This is a genomic window from Nocardia sp. NPDC059236, assembly GCF_042754085.1.
Lineage (GTDB): Bacteria > Actinomycetota > Actinomycetes > Mycobacteriales > Mycobacteriaceae > Nocardia.
In genome coordinates this window covers 137,616-156,415 of record NZ_JBHZAF010000005.1, presented here as the reverse complement: position 1 = coordinate 156,415, position 18,800 = coordinate 137,616, and the positions used below count along the sequence as shown (strand labels likewise).

Below are 18,800 nucleotides of genomic sequence, written 5' to 3'. Positions count from 1 at the left end.
AGCGCCGGGCGGGCCGGCCGAATCGGGTTGCGGGTTTTGGGGGTCGGTCATGCGTTGCTCGTGCCGTAGACGGCCTTGACGAGCGCGGCCAGGACGCGGCCGGTGTCGGGGCCGAAGGACAGCAGGACGGCGTCGGACATGTCGACGACGCGGCGGTCGCGTCCGGCGGGGGTCTGGGCGACGCCGGGGATCTTCTCGAGGCCGTCGATGCCGCCGACGGAGGCCAGGCCGTCGCTCATGAGCAGGAAGACGTCCGGGGCGGCGGCGATCATGGCTTCGCTGGTGATGGGCAGGAAGTCCTGGGTGATGCCCGAGGCGGTGCCGGCGTCGATGCCGCCGAGGGCGGTGATGAGGGAGTCGGCGCCCGAGCCGGGTCCGGCGATCATGGTGATGGCGGTGCTGCGCAGGTACAGGAACGCGATCTTGGGCTTCGAATCCTGGTGCGGCACCGAGGCGGTGGCCGCGGAGATCTCGTCGCGGGTGCGCTGGGCCAGGGCCTTGCCGGCGTCGGGGACGCCGAGGGCGGCGGCGACGGCCTGGATCTGGGGCACGACGCCGTCCATGGTGCGTTGCGGGTCGAAGTAGACCACGGTGATGCCGAGGGCCTTGAGCTGTTCGCGCAGGGCGGGGGTGACGGCGGTGGTGTCGGTGAGGAACACCGTGGGCCGCAGTGCCGCAACCGATTCCACGCTCAGGGTGCCCGCGCCGCTGGAGACGGTGGGCAGGTCCTCGACGGCGGGGAACGCCGCAGAGTTGGAGCGGCCGACCAGTTTTGATCGGAGGCCGAGCGCCACGACGGTCTGGGCGAGGGTGCCGTAGCGGTCGGCGGCGATGATGCGGCTGGCGTCGGTGACGGTGACGTCGCTGCCGTCGAAGGACTTCACGGTCGCGGGCAGCACCGGGGTGGGTTCGGGTCCGATCGCCACCGGGTTCAGGTCGCCGACGCTGGCGGTCACCGGGCCGTGGGTGCCACCGGTGCCGGAGGTGCCGCTGCTGCAGGCGGTGACGCCCGCGACCAGGCCGATGCCGAGCAGCATGATCAGCAGCGTGCGTGCGGCCGAGCGGGCATTCACGAGACACCTCATGCAGGTAAGGTTAGCCTTGCTCATTCTGTGCGTGCGCTCACGTCTCCCAGTGCCGCGGTGATGGCACGCGGCAGCTCGAGGGTTTCGGCGGCCAGAATCCCGGTGAGCTGCCCGATATCCCGCGCCCCGACCAGCATCGTCGCCACCGCGGGCTGATCGCGGATCCAGGCCAGCGCCACCGCCAGCGGTGAGGTGCCCAGCCCGTCGGCGGCGGTGACCACCGCGTCCACCACCCGCACCGCGCGATCGTCGAGGTGGGCGGTGATCTCGGCGGCCGTGGCCTCGTCGGCGCCGCGCGAGTCGGCGGGCACGCCGTCGCGGTATTTGCCGGTGAGAATGCCCCCGGCCAGTGGCGCGGTGGCGATCAGGCCGATGCCGTGATGCTGTGCGGCGGGCACGAATTCGTGCTCGACCCCGCGCGCGAGCAGCGAGTACTGGGTGGTCGCGGCGGTGATGGGCGCCGCGGCCGCCAGGGTGGCCAGCTGCCAGCCGTCGTAGCCGCGCGCGCCCGCGTAGCGCACCCGCCCCGAGCGCACTGCCCACGACAGGGTGTCGGCGATCTCCTCGAGGGGGGTGTGCGGGTCCCAGGCCGCGACGGTCCACAGGTCGAGGTGGTCGGTGCCGAGCTGGCGCAGGGTGTGGTCGAGCTGGCGCCGCATGGTGCGCCGGGAGGCGTCGACGGTCCAGCGCACGGCGGCGGGCGCTTCGGCGGCGGCATCGCTGAGTATCGGTGTGTATCCGGCACTTCCGGACAGCACGAGGTCCTCGCGCCCGATCTCGGAGAGCAGTTCGCCGAGAATGTGTTGCGCGGCGCCGTCCCCGTAGGCGGGGGACGTGTCGACCAGGGTGCCGCCCGCTTCGACGAACGCCATCAGCTGGGCGGCCGCGTCCTCGGCGTCGGTTTCCCTGCCCCAGGTGTGGGTGGCCAGCCCGAGCCTCGAGACCCGCAGTCCGCTGCGGCCGACCGTCCGTTGTTCCATCACCGCGCTTGCACTTTCGTCACACGCGTCAGCCTAGGCCCACCTGTCGCATCTGCCGGGCTACGGCCCGCAGCGAGTGCGGCGGGTCGACGTCCGTAGCGGGCAACTCCGCCCATTTCGCGCATGCATGTCCGAATTCGGACACTCGCCCGGTAGGGTCGCTGCGGTGTTGCGGCGCGGATGCGCCAGGGCGGTGGCGGTTCGGGCGCGATGTGGCGCCGAAATCCGCACCGGGAGCCGACGATTCGGGACTGGAGGGTGTGTGGGCGAGTCGATGACGTGGGTGCAGGCGCTGGTGCTGGGCCTGGTGCAGGGGCTGACGGAGTTTCTGCCGATCTCCTCCTCGGCGCATCTGCGGATCACCTCGGCGGTGTTCTTCGGTGACGATGCGGGCGCCTCGTTCACCGCGGTCACCCAGCTGGGCACCGAGGCGGCGGTGCTGGTGTACTTCGCCAAGGACATCTGGCGCATCCTGGTCGCCTGGTGCACCACGATGTGGTCGAAGGTGGCCGCGCCGCAACGGGTTTCGGTGCCGGTGTCCGAGCGTGCGACCACCCGGCTGCCGGTGCTGACCGAGGACGGGCGCTTCTCCTTCGGCCCCGATCCCGACGTCCAGCGCGAGCTGGACTATCGGATCGGCTGGTATGTGATCATCGCCACCGTCCCGATCGGGATGCTGGGTCTGCTGCTGAAGGACCAGATCCGTACCGGCGCACGGAATCTGTGGCTGGTGTCGATCATGCTGATCGTGTTCGCTCTGGTGATCGCGGCCGCGGAGTACTACTCGGGTAAGGCCTACGGTCGCCGGCGCCGCCCGATCGAGCTGCTGACCACCCGCGACGGCCTGATCATGGGGCTGGCGCAGTGCCTGGCCCTCATTCCGGGCGTGTCGCGTTCGGGCGCGACCTCGTCGGCGGGCCTGTTCTGCGGGCTGACCCGGGAGGCGTCGGTGCGGTTCTCGTTCCTGCTGGCGATCCCGGCGGTGCTGGCCTCGGGCCTGTTCAGTCTCCCCGACGCGTTCGAACCCGCCGGTGAGGGCCTCAATGCGTCGGGTCCGCAGCTGCTGGTGGCGACCATTGTGTCCTTCGCGGTGGGGTATGCGTCGGTGGCGTGGCTGCTGAAGTTCGTGGCGCGGCACTCGCTGGACTGGTTCGTCGGTTACCGCATCCTGCTGGGGTTGACGGTGATGGTGCTGCTGACGACCGGCGTCGTGTCGGCGACGTAGCCAGTAGGCTGTCCCGGTGACGGTGATCCTGTTGCGGCACGGCGTGTCCACGTCGAATACCGCTCGCACCCTGGCCGGCCGCAGTGCGGGCGTCGATCTGACCGATCGTGGACGCGAACAGGCGCAGAGCCTGATGGAGCGGCTGGGATCACTGCCCATCGAACACATCGTGTGCTCGCCGCTGCTGCGCTGCCAGCGCACCGTCGCCCCCCTGGCCGACAAGCTCGGGCTCGAACCCGAACCCGACGAACGCCTGCTCGAGGTCGACTACGGCGACTGGACCGGCAAGGCCCTGGCGGACCTGATGAGCGAGCCGTTGTGGAAGGTGGTGCAGCGCCACGCCTCGGCCGCGACCTTCCCCTCCGGAGAGTCCTTGGCACAGGTGCAGTTTCGGGCCGTGTCCGCTGTCCGCGAACGGGATCGGCAGTTCGCGGCCCGGCATGGTAGCGATGTGTTGTGGATTGCGTGCACGCACGGCGACGTCATCAAATCGGTGCTGGCCGACGCGTTCGGCATTCACCTCGACGGGTTCCAGCGCATCGTGGTGGAGCCGGCGTCGATCAGCGTCATCCGCTACACCCCGACCGCCCCGTACGTGTGGCGGGTCAACGACACCGGGACGGACCTGTCCGCGTTGGCGGCGATTTCACCGCGAACCGGCGGCGAATCGCGCTCGGGGCCGGTTCCCGGCGGAGAAACGGGTACCACCATCAGTACGGATAATGGGGTAGCGGAACGCCCCGATTCATAAGTGTGAGTGAACCGAATGGAGGTGCAATGGGCCGGGCAATCCATATCTTCCGCACCCCCGATCGTTTCGTCGCCGGCACCGTCGGCGAGCCGGGCGACCGCGCGTTCTACCTGCAGGCCGTGCAGGACCCGCGGGTGATCAGCGTGCTGCTGGAGAAGCAGCAGGTGAAGGTGCTGGCCGATCGGATGGGTCTGCTGCTGGACGAGGTGCAACGACGCTTCGGCACCACCGTGCCGCCGCAGGCCTCCGATGTGGCCGACACCGCGCCGTTGATCACCCCGATCGATGCCGAATTCCGGGTCGGCACCATGGGTTTGGGCTGGGACGCCGACGCGGGCGCGGTGGTGGTGGAGCTGCTGGCGATCACCGAGACCGAGGTGGACGAATCGGTGGTGCTCGACGACACCGAGGAGGGTCCCGACGCGGTGCGGGTGTTCCTGACCCCGGTGCAGGCACGCGAGTTCGCGCTGCGCTCGGCGCGCGTGATCGCCGCCGGACGCCCGCCGTGCCCGCTGTGCGGGGAGCCGCTGTCGTCCAAGGGGCACATGTGCGTGCGCACCAACGGCTACAAGCGCGGCGACATCTTCGGCGCCAATGAACTCGAGGAATGACGGCGTGAGCGAGGACGGGCTGCGCACCGCCGAGCTGACGGTGATCGGGCAGGTCACCACCGCCTCCAATGTCACGCTCGTCTGCGAGATCGACGGCGCGGGGCTGCGGGTGGTGTACAAGCCGGTGCGCGGGGAGCGGCCGCTGTGGGATTTCCCCGACGGCACGCTGGCCGGGCGGGAGGTGGCCTCGTATCTGGTGTCGGAGGCGATCGGCTGGGGCGTGATCCCTGAAACCGTGTTGCGGGAGGGTCCTTTCGGGCCGGGTATGGTGCAGCGCTGGATCGAGACCGCCGAGGATGCCCCGGGCCCGGATCTGGTGGATCTGTGCCCGGTGGATGCGGTGCCCGAGGGGTATCGGGAGGTGTTGCGGGCGCTGGATCCGGGTGGCCATCCGGTGTCGCTGGTGCACGCCGATGATCCGCGGCTGTTTCGGATGGCGGTGCTGGATGTGCTGCTCAACAATGCCGACCGCAAGGGCGGTCATGCTCTCGTCGGGCTCGACGGGCGGGTCTACGGTGTCGATCACGGCATCTGCCTGCACCGCGAGCCGAAGTTGCGCACGGTGTTGTGGGGCTGGGCCGGTGAGCCGATCGGTGACGAATTGCTCACCGACATCACGGTTTTCGTCAAGGCGCTGCCCGGTGAGCTGGGTGAGCGGCTGGCGGAGTTCCTCACCGACGCCGAGATCGAGGCGCTCGAGGCGCGCGGGCGGGCCCTGTTGGAGGAGCCGGTGATGCCGATGCCGGTGAGTCAGCGCCCGATTCCCTGGCCCGCGTTCTGACCCGGTCGGCGGCGACGTTTACCTCGTCGTGATTGCAACTCTTGACACCCTCGCGCTCGCGACTAGGGTGCTGGTCGGCCAGGGCGGGTGGGTGTCGCGCGGCACACCGGTGCGGGGGCGGCGGGGATGGCGCGCGATCACAGCGTTAACCTCGATTCATGCAGTCCTGGTCCGATATCGCTGTCCCGACCGTCCCCGGATCCGGACCGGCGTTGCGGTTGTTCGACACCGCCGACAAGCAGGTGCGCCCGGTGACCCCCGGCGCCACCGCGACGATGTACGTGTGCGGCATCACCCCCTATGACGCGACCCATCTCGGGCACGCGGCCACCTATCTGACCTTCGATCTGGTCAACCGGCTGTGGCGCGACGGCGGGCACGAGGTGCACTACGTGCAGAACACCACCGATGTCGACGATCCGCTGTTCGAGCGCGCGCAGCGCGACGGCATCGACTGGCGCGAGCTCGGTACCCGGGAGATCGACCTGTTCCGTGAGGACATGGCCGCGTTGCGGGTGATCCCGCCGCGCGACTACATCGGGGCGATCGAGTCGGTGCAGGAGGTGGTGGAGCTGGTCGACAAGCTGCTCGCCTCCGGTGCGGCGTATGTGGTCGACGATCCGGAGTACGCCGACATCTACTTCCGTTACGACGCGACCGAGCAGTTCGGGTACGAGTCCGGCTACGACCGGGCGACGATGGAGCGACTGTTCGCCGAGCGCGGCGGGGATCCGCAGCGGCCGGGCAAACGGGATCCGATCGACGCGCTGCTGTGGCGTGCGGAGCGGCCGGGTGAGCCGTCGTGGCCGGCGCCGTTCGGGGCGGGCCGTCCCGGCTGGCACATCGAGTGTGCGGCGATCGCGCTCAACCGCATCGGCACCGAGTTCGATGTGCAGGGCGGCGGCAGCGATCTGATCTATCCGCACCACGAGTATTCGGCCGCGCACGCCGAGGCGCTGGTGAAGGGACGCCGTTTCGCCCGCCACTACGTGCACGCGGGCCTGATCGGGCTCGACGGCGAGAAGATGTCGAAGTCGCGCGGCAATCTGGTGTTCGTGTCGAAGCTGCGCCGCGCGGGCACCGATCCGGCCGCGATCCGGCTGGGGCTGTTCGCGGGCCACTATCGCGCCGACCGGGAGTGGTCGGATGCGGTACTGGCCGAGGCGCTTTCGCGGCTGGAGCGGTGGCGGGCGGCGGTGGCGCTGCAGTCGGGTCCCGAGGCCGGTGACACGGTGGCGCGGGTGCGGCGGCATCTGGCCGACGATCTGGACACGCCGAAGGCGATCGCGGCGATCGACGCGTGGGCACAGCAGGCGCTGGCCTACGGCGGACCCGACACCGTGGCGCCGGGTCTGATCAAGGACACCGTCGACGCCCTGCTGGGTGTCGCGCTCTGAGCCGCACGAGGGCGTGAGTCGAACGCGCGAGCCCGGATCCGGGCTCGCGCGTTCGTGTTTCGAGCGGTCGGTGTTCGGCGACGGTGTGCAGCCTCGCGGGGCCGGGCGGGCGGTTGGAGAGAAATGGGTCGACTGCTCGGTGCCGGGCCGAGCATGCTGGCGTGCGGGTGTCGTTGTCTGTGAGGAGGATGTGCCTGTGGTTGCCTCGGAGTCCGGTCGCGGCGAGTGGTCGCTGGCCGCGGCGCGTTTCGCGCGGGAGACCGATCGGCTGGTGGAGTGTGCGGCGTTCTATCGGGAGATCGTCGGTCTGACCGAACTTTTCGTGTTCGAGGATCATGCCGGCTACAGCGGGTTCGTGTTCGGGCTGCCGGACGCGTCGGCGCAGCTGGAGCTGGTGCGCCGCGCGGGCGCGCCGCCACCCGCACCGCCGGGTCCCGAGCATGCGGTGGTGCTGTATCTGCGGTCGGGGTTCGCGCGGTTGCGGGCGCGGCTGGCCGATCATGGTGTGGCCGAGGTGGTTCCGGACAATCCGTATTGGGTGGCGGCGGGGGCGTTCGCGGTGCTGGATCCGGAGGGGTGGATGCTGATCGTGGTGCCGGAGGTGGCGGGTGGGGTGCGGATCGAGGAGTTCCTCGGTGATCGCGCCGAGATCGCGTGGTCGTTCCGGATGGCCGAGGATTCCGAGCAGGCGCTGGCCGGGTATATCGGCCGGGGGCGGGTGTGGGTGGCGCGCAACGACTCCGGTGCGGTGGTCGGCCATATCCAGGCTGCGCCGGGGGCCGGGGAATCGACCTGGGAGATCGTCAATACCGCTGTGGCGGAACCGGTGCGGGGCACCGGGGTGGGCAGGCGGCTGATCGATCGGGTGGTGGCGGTGGCCACCGATGCCGGGGTGCGCCGGCTGGAGGTGGCCACCGCCACCGCCGATGTGGGGAATCTGCGGTTCTATCAGCGGTGCGGGTTCCGGATGACGCGGGTGGTGCCCGATGTGTTCACCGCCGCGGCCGGGTATGCGCAGGAGATCGTGGTGGACGGGATCCGGTTGCGGGATCAGGTGTGGTTCACCCGCCTGCTGTGAGGGTGCCTGCTCAGGCGGCGACGACCTTGGCGTAGTTGTCGCGCAGTGCGGGCCAGCCGCCCGCGGAGCCGACGGCGTCGCGCATGGATTCCCAGCCGGGGCCGTGGTTTTCGAAGCCGGAGTGCACCAGGGTGACGGCGGTGCGGCCGGGATCGAGGGCGGTGAAGGTGACATCGACACGGCTGGTGCGGGCCGGGTCGGATTCGGGTTTCCAGCTCAGGTCGATGTCCCAGGAGAAGGCGAAGTGGGTGTCGGGTGACCACTCCAGCACCCGGCCCCACGGGCATTCGGTGCCGTCGGCTTCGCGGCCGTAGAGGCGGCCGCCGACGTGGGGTTCGACGACGACTTCGGCCAGCGGGCCGGAGCCGATGTGGTGCTCGCGCGGCCACCAGGTGTCCATGCCGGTGGTGAAGACGCGGTAGGCCTTGTCGATGGGCGCTTCGACGGTGAGTTCGACGGTGACGGTGTCGGTGTGCTGGGTCATGACTGCTCCTGGGTGTGGTCCTGCTGGGCTTGGCGGTTCACTTCGTCGCGAAAGGCCGACAGCGCGGTCGACCAGAAGTGGGTGAAGTACGCGCGCAGCGCGTCGATGCCGCTGGGGTCGAGCCGGTAGACGCGCCGGGTGCCGACGGCTTCGTCGCGGACCAGGCCGGCCTGTTTGAGCACCTTGAGGTGCTGGGAGACGGCGGGCCGGGACACGGGAAGCTCCTGGGCGAGTTCGCCGACCGCGCACGGGCCTCGGCCGAGGCGTTCGAAGATGGCTCGCCGGGTCGGGTCACCGAGGGCGTCGAGAGCGGCGCTTTGGTAAGTACCCACGAACCGTAAGTCTACGCTTACGCACAGGGCAGCGGAAGGGGTGGTGGCGAATCCGGTTGGCGGGGGTGCGAAGTCGCCGTCGCCCTTCCCGCGGCCGGTGGGCGGCCGATACCGTGAGGGCCGGATGGTGTGGACCCTCAGTGAGGAGGTGGGCCGTGAGTGCGGTGCCGGGTTTCGAGCGTTTGCGTGCGGTGGTCGGGCAGGGGCTCGATCGGAGTGCGTCGGTGCGCAAACAGTTGCGGGCGGGTGGGCAGCTGGTCGACAGCGTGCGCCGCGATCCGCGCATCGTGCGGGAGCTGATCGCCGAGTTGACCGGTCACGGCGGTACCGGCGCGGCGGCGGTCCCGGCCGAGCACGCGGTGCCGGCGGGGCTGGCGGACTACCCGCGCACCGCGCACGCCCATCACGATCTCGAGACCGGTCCGGCCGCGACGCTGGCGTATCTGGCACAGCTGCAACGGCTTCCGGAGTGGGTGGTGTTCCATGCGGGCTGGCGCGGGGAGGCGCCGGGGGCGGCCGCGGTGGGCGTAGAGTACACGCAGGTGGCCAGGTTCATGGGGATCCCGGCGGATGTGGCGTGGACGGTGACCGAGGTCGGCGACAGCGGGCTGGCGATGCGCGGGCGCGGGCCGCAGGGGCTGGGTCTGGGGTTGTGGATCACGGTGGCGCCCAACGAATCCGGGTCGAGTGTGTACCTCGACGCGGGTCTGTCGGGGCAGCCGGTCGACGGGCCGCTGGGCGCGACGGTGGCGCGGGCCCTCGGTGACGCGCTGCGCGATTCCCTGGCGGCGCTGCCCGCGGCCGTGGCGGCGGCCAAGTCGAGCTCGACGGAGCGGGCGGCGCACAAGGCGGTGCGGCACCGGGCATCCGGGACGCTGCTGGCGCCGGGCACGCCGGTGCTGGTGGGCGTCGGGCAGGTGGTGCAGCGCACCCCCGACCGGTCCTACGGTGATCCCGCGCAGCTGGCGGTGCGGGCGTTGCGCGCGGCGGCCGCCGATGCCGGGGCGGGGGAAGCGCTGCTGGCGCAGGCGAATGCGGTGTTCGCGGTGTCGCCGACGTCGTGGCAGTACCGGGATCTGGGTGCGCTGGTGGCGCGCGCGGTGGGCGCGGGCGCCGCGGAGACGGTGCAGTCGAGCCCGTTCGGGGGTGACGGCGGGCAGCTGGTGCTCAACGAGGCGGCCGCGGCGATCGCGGCCGGCGATTACGACCTGGTGCTGGTGACCGGTGCCGAGGCCGGGGCCACGCAGGCGGCGGCGCAGCGCGCGGGGATCGAATTGGATTGGCCGGTGCAGGATCCGGCGGTGGCGCCGACGCGCACGGTGGGGATCGACAAGGCGGCCAACAATGCGGCCGAGTCGGCGGCCGGGCTGCAGGCGCCGATCAATATGTACGCGCTGCTGGAGTCGGCCAATCGGGGGCGGCTGGGCCGTACTCCGGCCGAGCATGCGGCGGCGGTGGCCGAATTGTGGTCGCGGTTCTCGACGGTGGCGGCGGCCAATCCGAATGCCTGGCAGCCGCAGGAGTTCCCGGCCCCCGAGATCGCGACGGTGACCGAGGCCAATCGCATGATCTCGGCGCCCTACACCAAACTCGAGTGCGCGAACCTGACGGTGGACATGGCTTCGGGCATCATCGTGGCCAGCGCGGCGGCCGCCGAGGCGGCGGGTATCCCGCAGGACAGGTGGGTGTTCCTGCACGCGGGCGCCTCGGGCACCGACGAGTGGTTCGTCAGTGAGCGCAGCGATTTGGCGGCGTCTCCCGCGATCCGCACGCTGGGTGCGGCGGTGCTCGACCATGCCGGCATCACCGCCGATGCGCTGGCCCATGTCGATCTGTATGCGTGTTTCCCGGTGGCGGTGCAGATCGCGGCCCGTGAGCTGGGACTGCCGGTGGAGGATCCGAAGCGGCCGCTGTCGGTGACCGGGGGCCTGACCTTCGGTGGCGGGCCGGGCAACAACTACGGCGGTCACGCGGTGGCGACGCTGGTGCAGCGGTTGCGCGCCGAGCCGGAATCCTTCGGTCTGGCAACGTCTCTGGGCTGGTATCTGACCAAGCACGCTCTCGGGGTGTACTCGGCGACCCCGCCGCGGCAGAGCTATCGGCATCTGACCCCGGTCATCGAGCATCCCCCGGCCCGCCCGGCCCGCACCGGCTACACCGGCGAGGCCGTGGTGGAGGCCTACACGCTGCCCTACGGCCGCGACGGCCGTCCCGAGGCCGCGATCGTGAGCGTGCTGACCCCGCAGGGTGAGCGGGTCCTGGTGCGCTCCACCGATTCCGCCCTGCTGACCGCCCTCACCGAGGACGACTGGCTGGGCCTGCCGGTGACCGTGGACGGGGACGTGATCGCCCCGAGGCCCGCGCAGGTCACCGAATCCGAGTCCAGCACAGGGGAATCCGATACCGGTCCGGTGACCTCCGAGTCCGGCGCGGTGGAATCCGAGGCGATCGCCACCGATACCGGTGTATCCACCGACACGGCTCCGGATACGACGGTGGCGGCGACGCCTGGTCATGGGTTGAGCACGGCGGGTCTGCCCCGGGTCGCGCTGCCGCCTCCGCCGCCCGCGCCGGTGCTCATCGAGCGTCGCGGCCACGTCATGATCATCACCATCAACCGGCCTCAGGTGCGCAATGCGATCAACCTGGCCACCGCGCTGGGATTGGAACGCGCGATCGACGCCTACGAGGGCGACTCGAATGCGCGCATCGCGATTCTCACCGGCGCGGGCGGATATTTCAGTGCCGGTATGGATCTCAAGGCGGCCGCTCGTGGCGAGGTGCCGGTCACCGAGAAGCGCGGCATCCTCGGCATCGTCTCCCAGCCCCCGCGCAAACCTCTCATCGCGGCCGTGGAGGGTCCCGCGCTGGCCGGCGGCTGCGAACTGGCGCTGGCCGCCGATCTCATTGTCGCGGCGAGCGATTCGACGTTCGGCATCCCGGAGGTCAAACGCGGCCTGGTCGCCGTCGGGGGTGGCGTGCTGCGCCTGTCCCAGCGCCTACCCCGGGCGATCGCCATGGAGCTGGCGCTGACCGGTGACCCGATCACCGCGGCCCGGGCCGCCGAGCTCGGTTTGATCAACGAGGTCGCCGCGCCGGGCAAGGCGCTCGAGGCGGCGCTGGCGCTGGCCGAGCGGATCGCGGTGAACGCTCCGCTGAGTATCGATGCGAGCAAGCAGATCATCGAGCAGGCCCCGGACTGGTCGGTGGCCGAGGCGTTCGGCAAGCAGGGTCAGGTCGCCGCGGCCGCCCTGTCGTCGCAGGACGCCGGGGAGGGTATGCGCGCGTTCGTGGAGAAGCGTCCGCCGGTCTGGCAGGGCCGCTGACCGCGGTGGCGGGTTCGGCTGGTGGCCGCCGGCGCACCCGCCACCGGGTCGAGCCTTCGTGCCGTGGGGCCGAATATGTTCAGGTGTCGAGGAATTCGACGATCGACATTAGTGAGAGGGTGTGTGCATGCCGTTCGATCATCCTGTTGCGCGCACGCTGACATTGCGCCGTGACGGCCTGGAACTGTCCGCTCGTCATTTCGGTCCGGACGACGCGCCGCTGGTGATCCTGCTGCACGGGTTTCCGGATACGCCGCACACGTGGGACGGGTTGATCCCGCTGCTGGTCGAGGCCGGGTATCGGGTGCTGGCGCCGTGGTTGCGCGGGTATACGCCGGGGTCGGCGTCGCGGGCGGCGCGCTATGACCTGATGGCGGTGAGTGCGGATGTGGCGGCCTGGCATGCGGAGCTGGGTGAGCCGCGCGCGCATCTGGTGGGGCACGACTGGGGTGCGTTCGTGGCGATGATTCTGGCCAAGCAGGATCCGCGGCGGTGGGAGTCGTTGACGCTGCTGGCGATTCCGCCGTTCGGGGGCGGGGTGGCGCCGGGCATGTGGCGGTATCTGCCGCGGCAGCTGGTGTTGTCGTCGTACATTCCGGTCATGCAGTCGGGGCTGTCGCCGCGGTTACTGACCCGCCGGGGTGCAGGGTTCGTGCAAGCGCTGTGGCGGCGATGGTCGCCGGGGTGGGCGTTCACCGACGACGAGTTCGCGCCGGTGGCAGCCGTTTTCACCGATCCGGTGATGGCGTGGGCGGCGACGCGGTATTACCGGTCGCTGTTCACGGTGCAGCGCAGGGCGACTCGCGAGTTCAGCGACATCCTGATGGCCGAGGCCGCTCCGCTGCCGACGCTCGCGCTGGCCGGGCTGCGCGATGGCTGCATGTCGCCGGATCTGCAGCGGGTACTGGCAGAGCACGCACAGGTCCAGCATGCGCAATTACCCGGCTGTGGGCATTTCCTGCAGGCCGAACGCCCGGATGCGGTCGCGGAGTTGCTGTTGCCGCATCTACGGGCAGCCGGCGCGCACACCGGATAGGCCAGTGGCCGCCGTGGGGCCGGATCCTGTGTCCCCGTGGGCACGTCGCCCATCGGAATGGAGTGCTCGTCGTGCGACAACCGGATGCGGCCTGCGGTGGTGGTGGCCGGTCGCATCCGGTGAGCCGGGTCAGGCGTTGTTCAGGGCGGCGACGGCGTCGGCGAACATGGTGGCCTTGATGGCGCCGAGGGTGGCCGGGTCCTTGGCCCCGAGCGGGGCGAGCATCCCGAGCGCGGTGTCGGTGAGGGTGTCGAGGTCGGTGGTGGCGTCGACGAGGTCGCAGGCGAGGGCGTCGGGGCCGCCGAAGCGGCGTCCGGTGGTCATGGACGCGACCGCGGTCTTGGGGGTGAGTTTGGCTTGGATGAGCGCGGCCATGCCGCGGCTGAAGGGGATGCGGATGTCGGCTTCGGGGAAGCAGAAGTAGCCGCGGTCGGCGCGCATGACCCGGAAGTCGTGGGCGAGGGCGAGCATGGCGCCGGCGCCGAAGGCGTGCCCGGGCAGGGCGGCGGCGGTGGGCAGCTCGAAGGTGAGCACGCGGGCCAGCAGCGACTGCACCTGCGCCACATACCATTCGGCGCGTTCACCGTTGGCCGAGAGCCAGTCCAGGTCCAGGCCGTTGGAGTAGAACTTGCCGGAGGCGGTGGTGAGCAGGGCGTGCGCGCCGTCGGCGACGGCGGTGTCGAGGTGCGCACCGATCTGGTCGAGGAATTCGGGTGAGAAGCGATTCTCGTCGCCGCCGAGGTCCAGGACGGCGATCTTGTCGTGGTAGGTGAGTGTGGGCATGGGGTGTCCTTCCTCAGGAGGTTTTCGGTCGCGCGGGTGCGGGCCCGAGGTCGAGGACCGCGCGGACGGCGGCCCGGAGTTGCCCGCGGGCAAGGGGATTGGCGAGGCGGTCACGGTCGAGCAGGATCGCTGTCGGCAGGTCGACCAGGCACAGGGTGAGGGTGTCGACGGCGGCGGCGTCGGCGCGGTCCCAGAGTCGGCGGGCGAGGGTTTTCATCAGCTCGACGAGGGTGGCCTGGGTGGCGGCGAGTTCGGCGCGGACGGGTTCGGGCAGGTCGTCGCCGAGCAGGTCGTCGCGGCGGACGGTGAAGAACAGCCGGGTCGACATGGGGTGGCGGGCGGCGAATTCCGCGGGCGCCTCGGCGGCGGCGATGACCGCTGCCACGCCGTCGCCGGCCTCGGCGACCATGGCGGCCTGGAGTGCGAGAAACCGGTGGGCGGCCCGGATCCAGGTGCGCCCCACCAGTTCCGCCCGTGACCCGAAGGTGTGGTACAGCGCTCCGTTGGAGACGCCGGTGGCGGCGGCGACCGCGCGGATGGTGACCGCGGCGGGCCCGGATCGCACGGCCAGGGCCTCGGCGGCGTCGAGCACGAGGTCGGGGTCGTGGGTGCGGGGGCGGGGCATGGCACCGACCATAACAGAGCAAGTGCTCTGTTATGAAGGGGTCAGTTCCCCCGGTCACGAATCGAGCCCGGCGCGAACACGATCCGGCCGTCTCCGCGACGGGGTGCGGAGACGGCTGGATCGGATGCCCGATGTGGGTCAGGGTGTGGTGGGTTCGTGGACGCCGTCGGTGAGGGCGGGTGTGTACATGCGGTCGATGTCGGCGGCGTATTTGCGGGCGATGGGTGTGCGGCGCAGTTTCATGGTGAGGGTGATCTCGTCGCCGCCGGGTTCCCAGAAGGTGGGCAGGATGGTGAAGCGTTTGATCTGTTCGACGCGTGAGAGTTTGGCGTTGCCGGCGGCGACGCCGCGCGCGATCTCGGCGATGACGCCGGGGTCGGTGGCGAGGACGGCCGCGGAGGCGTCGGGTAGCCGGTGCTGGGCGGCGTAGGGCGCGGCGGATTCGGCGTCGAGGACGATGAGGGCGGTGTTGTAGGCGCGGTTGTCGCCGATGGTGGCCAGGGCGCCGATGAGCGGGGTGGCGGCCTTGACGGTGTTCTCGATGTTGGCCGGAGACATGTTCTTTCCGGCGGAGTTGATGATGAGTTCCTTCTTGCGGTCGACCACGCGCAGGTAGCCGTCGGCGTCGCAGGTGATGATGTCGCCGGTGGCCAGCCAGCCGTCCGGGTCGAGGGCGTCGGCGGTCTTCTGGGGTTCGTGCCGGTATTCGCGCATGACCAGGGGCCCGCGGACCAGGAACTCGCCGTCGTCGGCGATCTTGGATTCCAGTCCGGGCAGCAGCCGCCCGACCGTGCCCAGGCGGGCTTCGGCGGGCGGGGAGACGCTTGCGATGCAGGTCAGTTCGGACATGCCCCACACCTCGGAGATGGGGATGCCCAGGCCGAAGAAGAATCCGAGGGTTTCCGGCGGGATGGGCGCGGCCCCCGACAGTGCCCATTTCAGTTGGTCCAGGCCGAGTTTGGCGCGCAGCGGCCGCAGCACCGCGGCGTCGGCCTTGTCCCATTCGGCGGCCAGGTCGGTGTCGATCGGCTGCCCGGCCAGCTGGGTGGCGGCCTTGCGGGCGGCGACGTCGAGCCCCCAGACGAGGGCGGCGCGGCGGGTGGGGTCGGTTTCGGCGGTGACCGAATATTCCACGGCCGCTTTGAGTTTCTCCCACACGCGCGGGACCGCGCCCCAGATGGTGGGGTGCACGTCGGCCAGGGCGGCGGGCAGCTGGGTGCGGTCGGGGACGGCGGTGATCTGGGTGCCGAAGTATTCGTGCAGGTACAGGTTGGTGACCCGGTCGGCCATGTGCGCGGTCGGCAGGAACGAGGTGATGCGGTCGCCGAACTCGACGGGCATGACCGAGGCATAGGCGCGGCATTCGAAGGCGAGGTTGGCGTGGGAGATCTCCACGCCCTTGGGGTTGCCGGTGGTGCCGGAGGTGTAGCAGAGGGTGACGATGTCGTCGGGCCGGATCGCCTGCCAGGTGGCGTCGAAGTCGAAATCGGTGCGCCCCAACTGTTTGAGCTGCGCGACCGTCAGCGTGCCGGGGGCGGGCTCATCGACGCACACGATGGTCTGCATGGGCACCCCGCAGGCGCGGATGCGGTCGACGTACTGGGCCTCGCACAGCACGATCCGGTTGCCGGCGTTGCTGAACACGTAGTGCAGCTGTTCGGCCGAGAGCGTGTTGTACACCGAGAACGAGGTGGCGCCGGTGTGCTGGGCGCCGACCTCGAGGGGGTAGAACTCGACGCGGTTGGCCATCATGAACGCCACCGTGTCCCCGCGCCCCACCCCCAGCGCGGCCAGCCCGGCGGCGACCTCACGCACCTGGGTGACGTAGTCGGCCCAGGTCAGGGCGTGGGTGCCGCCGATATCGCGGACCGCGACCGCGCCGGGGTCGATCGCGGCGGTCGCCTGGAATGCGGCGGGGGACGTATTCGGTTCGCTCATCACAATTCTCGTTCCACTCACCATCGAAGCCTTCTCAGACGGTAAGGGGCGGAGTCGGTGTCGCGGGCCCGAATGCGGCAGGTCAGGAGTCCCGGGCGGGCCGCAGGGCGGCCACGATCTCGCCGACCTGCGCGACCACGCCCGCCAATCCGGTGGTGTCGCCGCCGATCTGCACCGATTTCAGCTCGGCGGGAGCGGGCAGGCCCGCGACGATGGCGGGCAGGGTCTCGATCAGTTGTGCGTGCACGGTGGTGTCGGTGCGGGCGTTGGCGTTGTCGATGCCGGCGCGTTCGCGGTCGAGGTCGAGCAGCGCCGCCTCGTGCGCGGCGCGTGTCCTGGCCTGTGCCAGTGCCAGTTCCGCCTCGAGTTGCAGGCGGGACAGCTCCTGCTGCAGCCGAACGTTCTCGAGTTGTTCGGCGTGCTTGTCGCGTTCCAGGCGCAGCGCGTGCAGGGCGGTCTGCTGGGCCAGGTCGGCGACCTCGCGGTCGACGTCGTGCTCGCGGGCGGTGCGGCGCAGCCGTTCGGCAGATTCGCGGTCGAAGCGGGCGGCGTCGTTGCGGGCGCGCAGTTCGGCCAGTTCGCGCTCGTTCTCGATGCGGCGTTCCTCCCCGGCGCGGCCGGCGGCGGCCTCGCGGGCCGAAACCGCTTCCTGGGCATCGAGTTCGGCCAGGCGCGCGACCCGGTTCTGTTCGCTGCGGTAGGGCTTCTGCAGGTTCTCCCACAGCGTGTTGGAGGAGACGACCGCCTCCTTGATCTGCACGGTCACGATGGACAGGCCGAGCCCGTGGCCGCCGCGCGCCCCGGCCTCGCCCGCGCCTTCGGCGACGGTGCGCAGCCGGGCGGTGAGTTCCTCGATGATGGGCTGCTTGTCGGAGAGTACGTCGCGCACCGCCATGGTGGACACCTTGTCCTTGATCGCGGCCTCGGCCTGCTCGCGCAGCTGCACATTGACCAGCCGCATCGGGTCCTGCGGGTCGGAGAAGTCGAGTTTGCGGTAGGCGGTGGCGAAATCGTCGATGATCCACTGCACGTAGCCCTGCACGAGGACGCCCTGGAGTTCGCGGCAGATGCAGTAGGCGTTGATGAGGATCGTCTGGATCGCGCCCGGCACCACCAGATACGAGTCGGTGGCCGGGTTGAACCGGAACGAGACACCCAGCCCGATGTGCAGCGGCTCGGCCGCGCCACGGCGGGTGTGCACGACGAACGCGTTGGGCGGCACGAGAACCGTTTGCCAGCGCCAGAATCCGGTGACTCGCACCTCCACCGGGCCCTGCGGGGTGTGCTCGCGGGTGGCGCCGACCCGTCCCGCGCGTTTGGCCAGCGCACCGGATGGGCTCGGCGCGCTCGGCGCCGGCGGGGTGGCGCTGTGCTTCCGCCGCATGAACGCTGGTTGCAGATCCTCCTCCAACTCGGCCTGCTGTGCCACGACCTGATCCAGATAGCTGTTGCTCTTCGCCGCCATGGCGGGCACGCTACCGCCGAAAGACCTTTCCGCCCACCGAAATTCGCTCCGGCGGACGGCATCCGGGAAGGATTGGCGGGTCGGCGGTGCGGGGGCGGGAGAGTTCCGGTGCTGCGGCGATGGGGAGGGCCATGGTCGGACCATGGCTGCTGATCCGAAAACTGTTGTGCGTAAGTTCTATTCGACGACCGACGCCATTTCGGCGGGCGGTGTGCCCGCCTCGGCGCTCGACGAGGTGGCGGCGGACAGTCTCGCCGAGATGTGTGGCCGCACTTGGTCATTCGGTGTCGGGGCGGGTGCCCAGGATGCCGTAGAGCAGCAGGTCCTCGAGGGAGGTAGCGAATCCGTCCAGGTCGTCGATGTCGCGGATGCACATGGCGAACAGGGCGGCTCCGGCGATGGTGTCGAGCACGGTGTTCGGGTCCAGGCCCGGGCGTTCGGCGTCGCCGGGCAGGTAGTCGGCGAGTTCGTCGCGGGTGGGGGTGTCCAGGCGGGCGGACAGTTTCTCGTACAGGCCCGAGTCCTGGCGCATCTCGGCCATGAGTCCCGGCATGGCGGCGCGGGTTTCGGCCGATCCGAACAGCTGGATGGTGCCGCGGATGACCTTGCGGATCTCGGCGAGCAGATCGGGGGCGACGACCGCGGAGCCGACGTCGGGGAACACGGCTTGGGCGATGAGGTGGGCCTTGGAGGGCCAGCGCCGGTAGATGGCGGGGCGGCTGACACCGGCGCGGGCGGCGATGGCGTCGATGGAGGTGGCGCCGTAGCCCTGTTCGACGACGAGGGCGCGGGTGGCGTCGAGGACCGCGGCGTCCACCGCGGGGTCGCGGTGCGGGCCCAGTCGATGGCGGGTGGTCACGGAAATCCGTCCTTGTCGCTGCGGGCAGGAGTCGATACAGTCTG

General features: G+C 70.5%; 17 protein-coding genes and 1 pseudogene. 9 read left to right on the top strand and 9 right to left on the bottom strand.

Going from position 1 to position 18,800, the window contains the following annotated elements:
• Positions 1 to 47: 47 nt before the first annotated feature.
• Together ACFXIV_RS15260 and ACFXIV_RS15255 are read right to left on the bottom strand one after the other, a co-directional pair.
• The gene (locus ACFXIV_RS15260; RefSeq protein ID WP_379380790.1) at positions 48 to 1,085 is read right to left on the bottom strand and encodes a hemin ABC transporter substrate-binding protein; all 1,038 of its coding nucleotides are present in this window, start codon (positions 1,083 to 1,085) and stop codon (positions 48 to 50) included.
• A gap of 20 nt (positions 1,086 to 1,105) precedes the next feature.
• Positions 1,106 to 2,065, bottom strand: coding sequence for an aldo/keto reductase (locus tag ACFXIV_RS15255; RefSeq protein WP_354832450.1), 960 nt, complete (start codon positions 2,063 to 2,065; stop codon positions 1,106 to 1,108).
• 127 nt (positions 2,066 to 2,192) lie between these two features.
• Between ACFXIV_RS15255 and ACFXIV_RS15250 the strand changes: the two genes are divergently transcribed.
• The 6 genes from ACFXIV_RS15250 to ACFXIV_RS15225 all read left to right on the top strand — a co-directional run bounded on the left by ACFXIV_RS15250 (position 2,193) and on the right by ACFXIV_RS15225 (position 7,908).
• Positions 2,193 to 3,290 (top strand): undecaprenyl-diphosphate phosphatase, encoded by a 1,098-nt coding sequence (locus ACFXIV_RS15250; protein ID WP_379396701.1) that lies wholly within the window; start codon positions 2,193 to 2,195, stop codon positions 3,288 to 3,290.
• 16 nt (positions 3,291 to 3,306) lie between these two features.
• Positions 3,307 to 4,041 carry a histidine phosphatase family protein gene (locus ACFXIV_RS15245; protein ID WP_354832446.1) on the top strand — a complete coding sequence of 245 codons (735 nt, stop codon included), beginning with the start codon at positions 3,307 to 3,309 and terminating at the stop codon, positions 4,039 to 4,041.
• Between the two features lie 26 nt (positions 4,042 to 4,067).
• A complete protein-coding gene (locus ACFXIV_RS15240; protein ID WP_379380784.1) occupies positions 4,068 to 4,652 on the top strand; it encodes a DUF3090 domain-containing protein in 585 nt (194 codons plus the stop codon).
• The gene (locus ACFXIV_RS15235; protein ID WP_379396699.1) at positions 4,636 to 5,433 is read left to right on the top strand and encodes an SCO1664 family protein; all 798 of its coding nucleotides are present in this window, start codon (positions 4,636 to 4,638) and stop codon (positions 5,431 to 5,433) included. Before ACFXIV_RS15240 ends, ACFXIV_RS15235 begins: the two co-directional genes overlap by 17 nt.
• A gap of 158 nt (positions 5,434 to 5,591) precedes the next feature.
• On the top strand, positions 5,592 to 6,830 hold the full coding sequence (gene mshC / locus ACFXIV_RS15230) for a cysteine--1-D-myo-inosityl 2-amino-2-deoxy-alpha-D-glucopyranoside ligase (protein WP_379396697.1): 1,239 nt from the start codon (positions 5,592 to 5,594) through the stop codon (positions 6,828 to 6,830).
• A gap of 196 nt (positions 6,831 to 7,026) precedes the next feature.
• Positions 7,027 to 7,908: a GNAT family N-acetyltransferase gene (locus ACFXIV_RS15225; protein WP_379396695.1), complete on the top strand. Its 882-nt coding sequence runs from the start codon at positions 7,027 to 7,029 to the stop codon at positions 7,906 to 7,908.
• Between the two features lie 10 nt (positions 7,909 to 7,918).
• On the opposite strand, the gene ACFXIV_RS15220 is transcribed toward ACFXIV_RS15225, so the two are convergent.
• A complete protein-coding gene (locus ACFXIV_RS15220; protein WP_379396693.1) occupies positions 7,919 to 8,392 on the bottom strand; it encodes an SRPBCC family protein in 474 nt (157 codons plus the stop codon).
• Positions 8,389 to 8,724, bottom strand: coding sequence for an ArsR/SmtB family transcription factor (locus ACFXIV_RS15215; protein WP_379396691.1), 336 nt, complete (start codon positions 8,722 to 8,724; stop codon positions 8,389 to 8,391). The genes ACFXIV_RS15220 and ACFXIV_RS15215 overlap by 4 nt, the downstream gene beginning before the upstream one ends.
• A 65-nt stretch (positions 8,725 to 8,789) precedes the next feature.
• Here ACFXIV_RS15215 and ACFXIV_RS15210 point away from each other — a divergent pair.
• The 3 genes and pseudogenes from ACFXIV_RS15210 to ACFXIV_RS15200 form a co-directional block, all read left to right on the top strand.
• Positions 8,790 to 11,054 (top strand): annotated as a pseudogene (locus ACFXIV_RS15210) (SRPBCC family protein); the annotation flags it as partial.
• Between the two features lie 243 nt (positions 11,055 to 11,297).
• Positions 11,298 to 12,050 (top strand): crotonase/enoyl-CoA hydratase family protein, encoded by a 753-nt coding sequence (locus tag ACFXIV_RS15205; RefSeq protein WP_379397173.1) that lies wholly within the window; start codon positions 11,298 to 11,300, stop codon positions 12,048 to 12,050.
• Between the two features lie 127 nt (positions 12,051 to 12,177).
• Positions 12,178 to 13,086: an alpha/beta fold hydrolase gene (locus tag ACFXIV_RS15200; protein ID WP_379396689.1), complete on the top strand. Its 909-nt coding sequence runs from the start codon at positions 12,178 to 12,180 to the stop codon at positions 13,084 to 13,086.
• A 129-nt stretch (positions 13,087 to 13,215) separates the two neighbouring features.
• Here the strand turns inward: ACFXIV_RS15200 and ACFXIV_RS15195 are convergent, their stop codons facing one another.
• From ACFXIV_RS15195 to ACFXIV_RS15175, 5 genes are all read right to left on the bottom strand, one after another.
• Complete coding sequence (locus ACFXIV_RS15195; protein WP_379396687.1) at positions 13,216 to 13,869, bottom strand: enoyl-CoA hydratase-related protein; 654 nt, start codon at positions 13,867 to 13,869, stop codon at positions 13,216 to 13,218.
• Between the two features lie 13 nt (positions 13,870 to 13,882).
• Positions 13,883 to 14,494, bottom strand: coding sequence for a TetR/AcrR family transcriptional regulator (locus ACFXIV_RS15190; protein WP_379380766.1), 612 nt, complete (start codon positions 14,492 to 14,494; stop codon positions 13,883 to 13,885).
• 138 nt (positions 14,495 to 14,632) lie between these two features.
• Positions 14,633 to 16,432: a fatty acid--CoA ligase FadD11 gene (fadD11, locus tag ACFXIV_RS15185; protein WP_379396685.1), complete on the bottom strand. Its 1,800-nt coding sequence runs from the start codon at positions 16,430 to 16,432 to the stop codon at positions 14,633 to 14,635.
• A gap of 82 nt (positions 16,433 to 16,514) precedes the next feature.
• A complete protein-coding gene (locus ACFXIV_RS15180) occupies positions 16,515 to 17,897 on the bottom strand; it encodes an SPFH domain-containing protein (protein WP_379396683.1) in 1,383 nt (460 codons plus the stop codon).
• A gap of 277 nt (positions 17,898 to 18,174) precedes the next feature.
• Entirely contained in the window at positions 18,175 to 18,756 is a 582-nt protein-coding gene (locus tag ACFXIV_RS15175; protein WP_379380760.1) for a TetR/AcrR family transcriptional regulator, read from the bottom strand.
• Positions 18,757 to 18,800 lie beyond the last annotated feature (44 nt).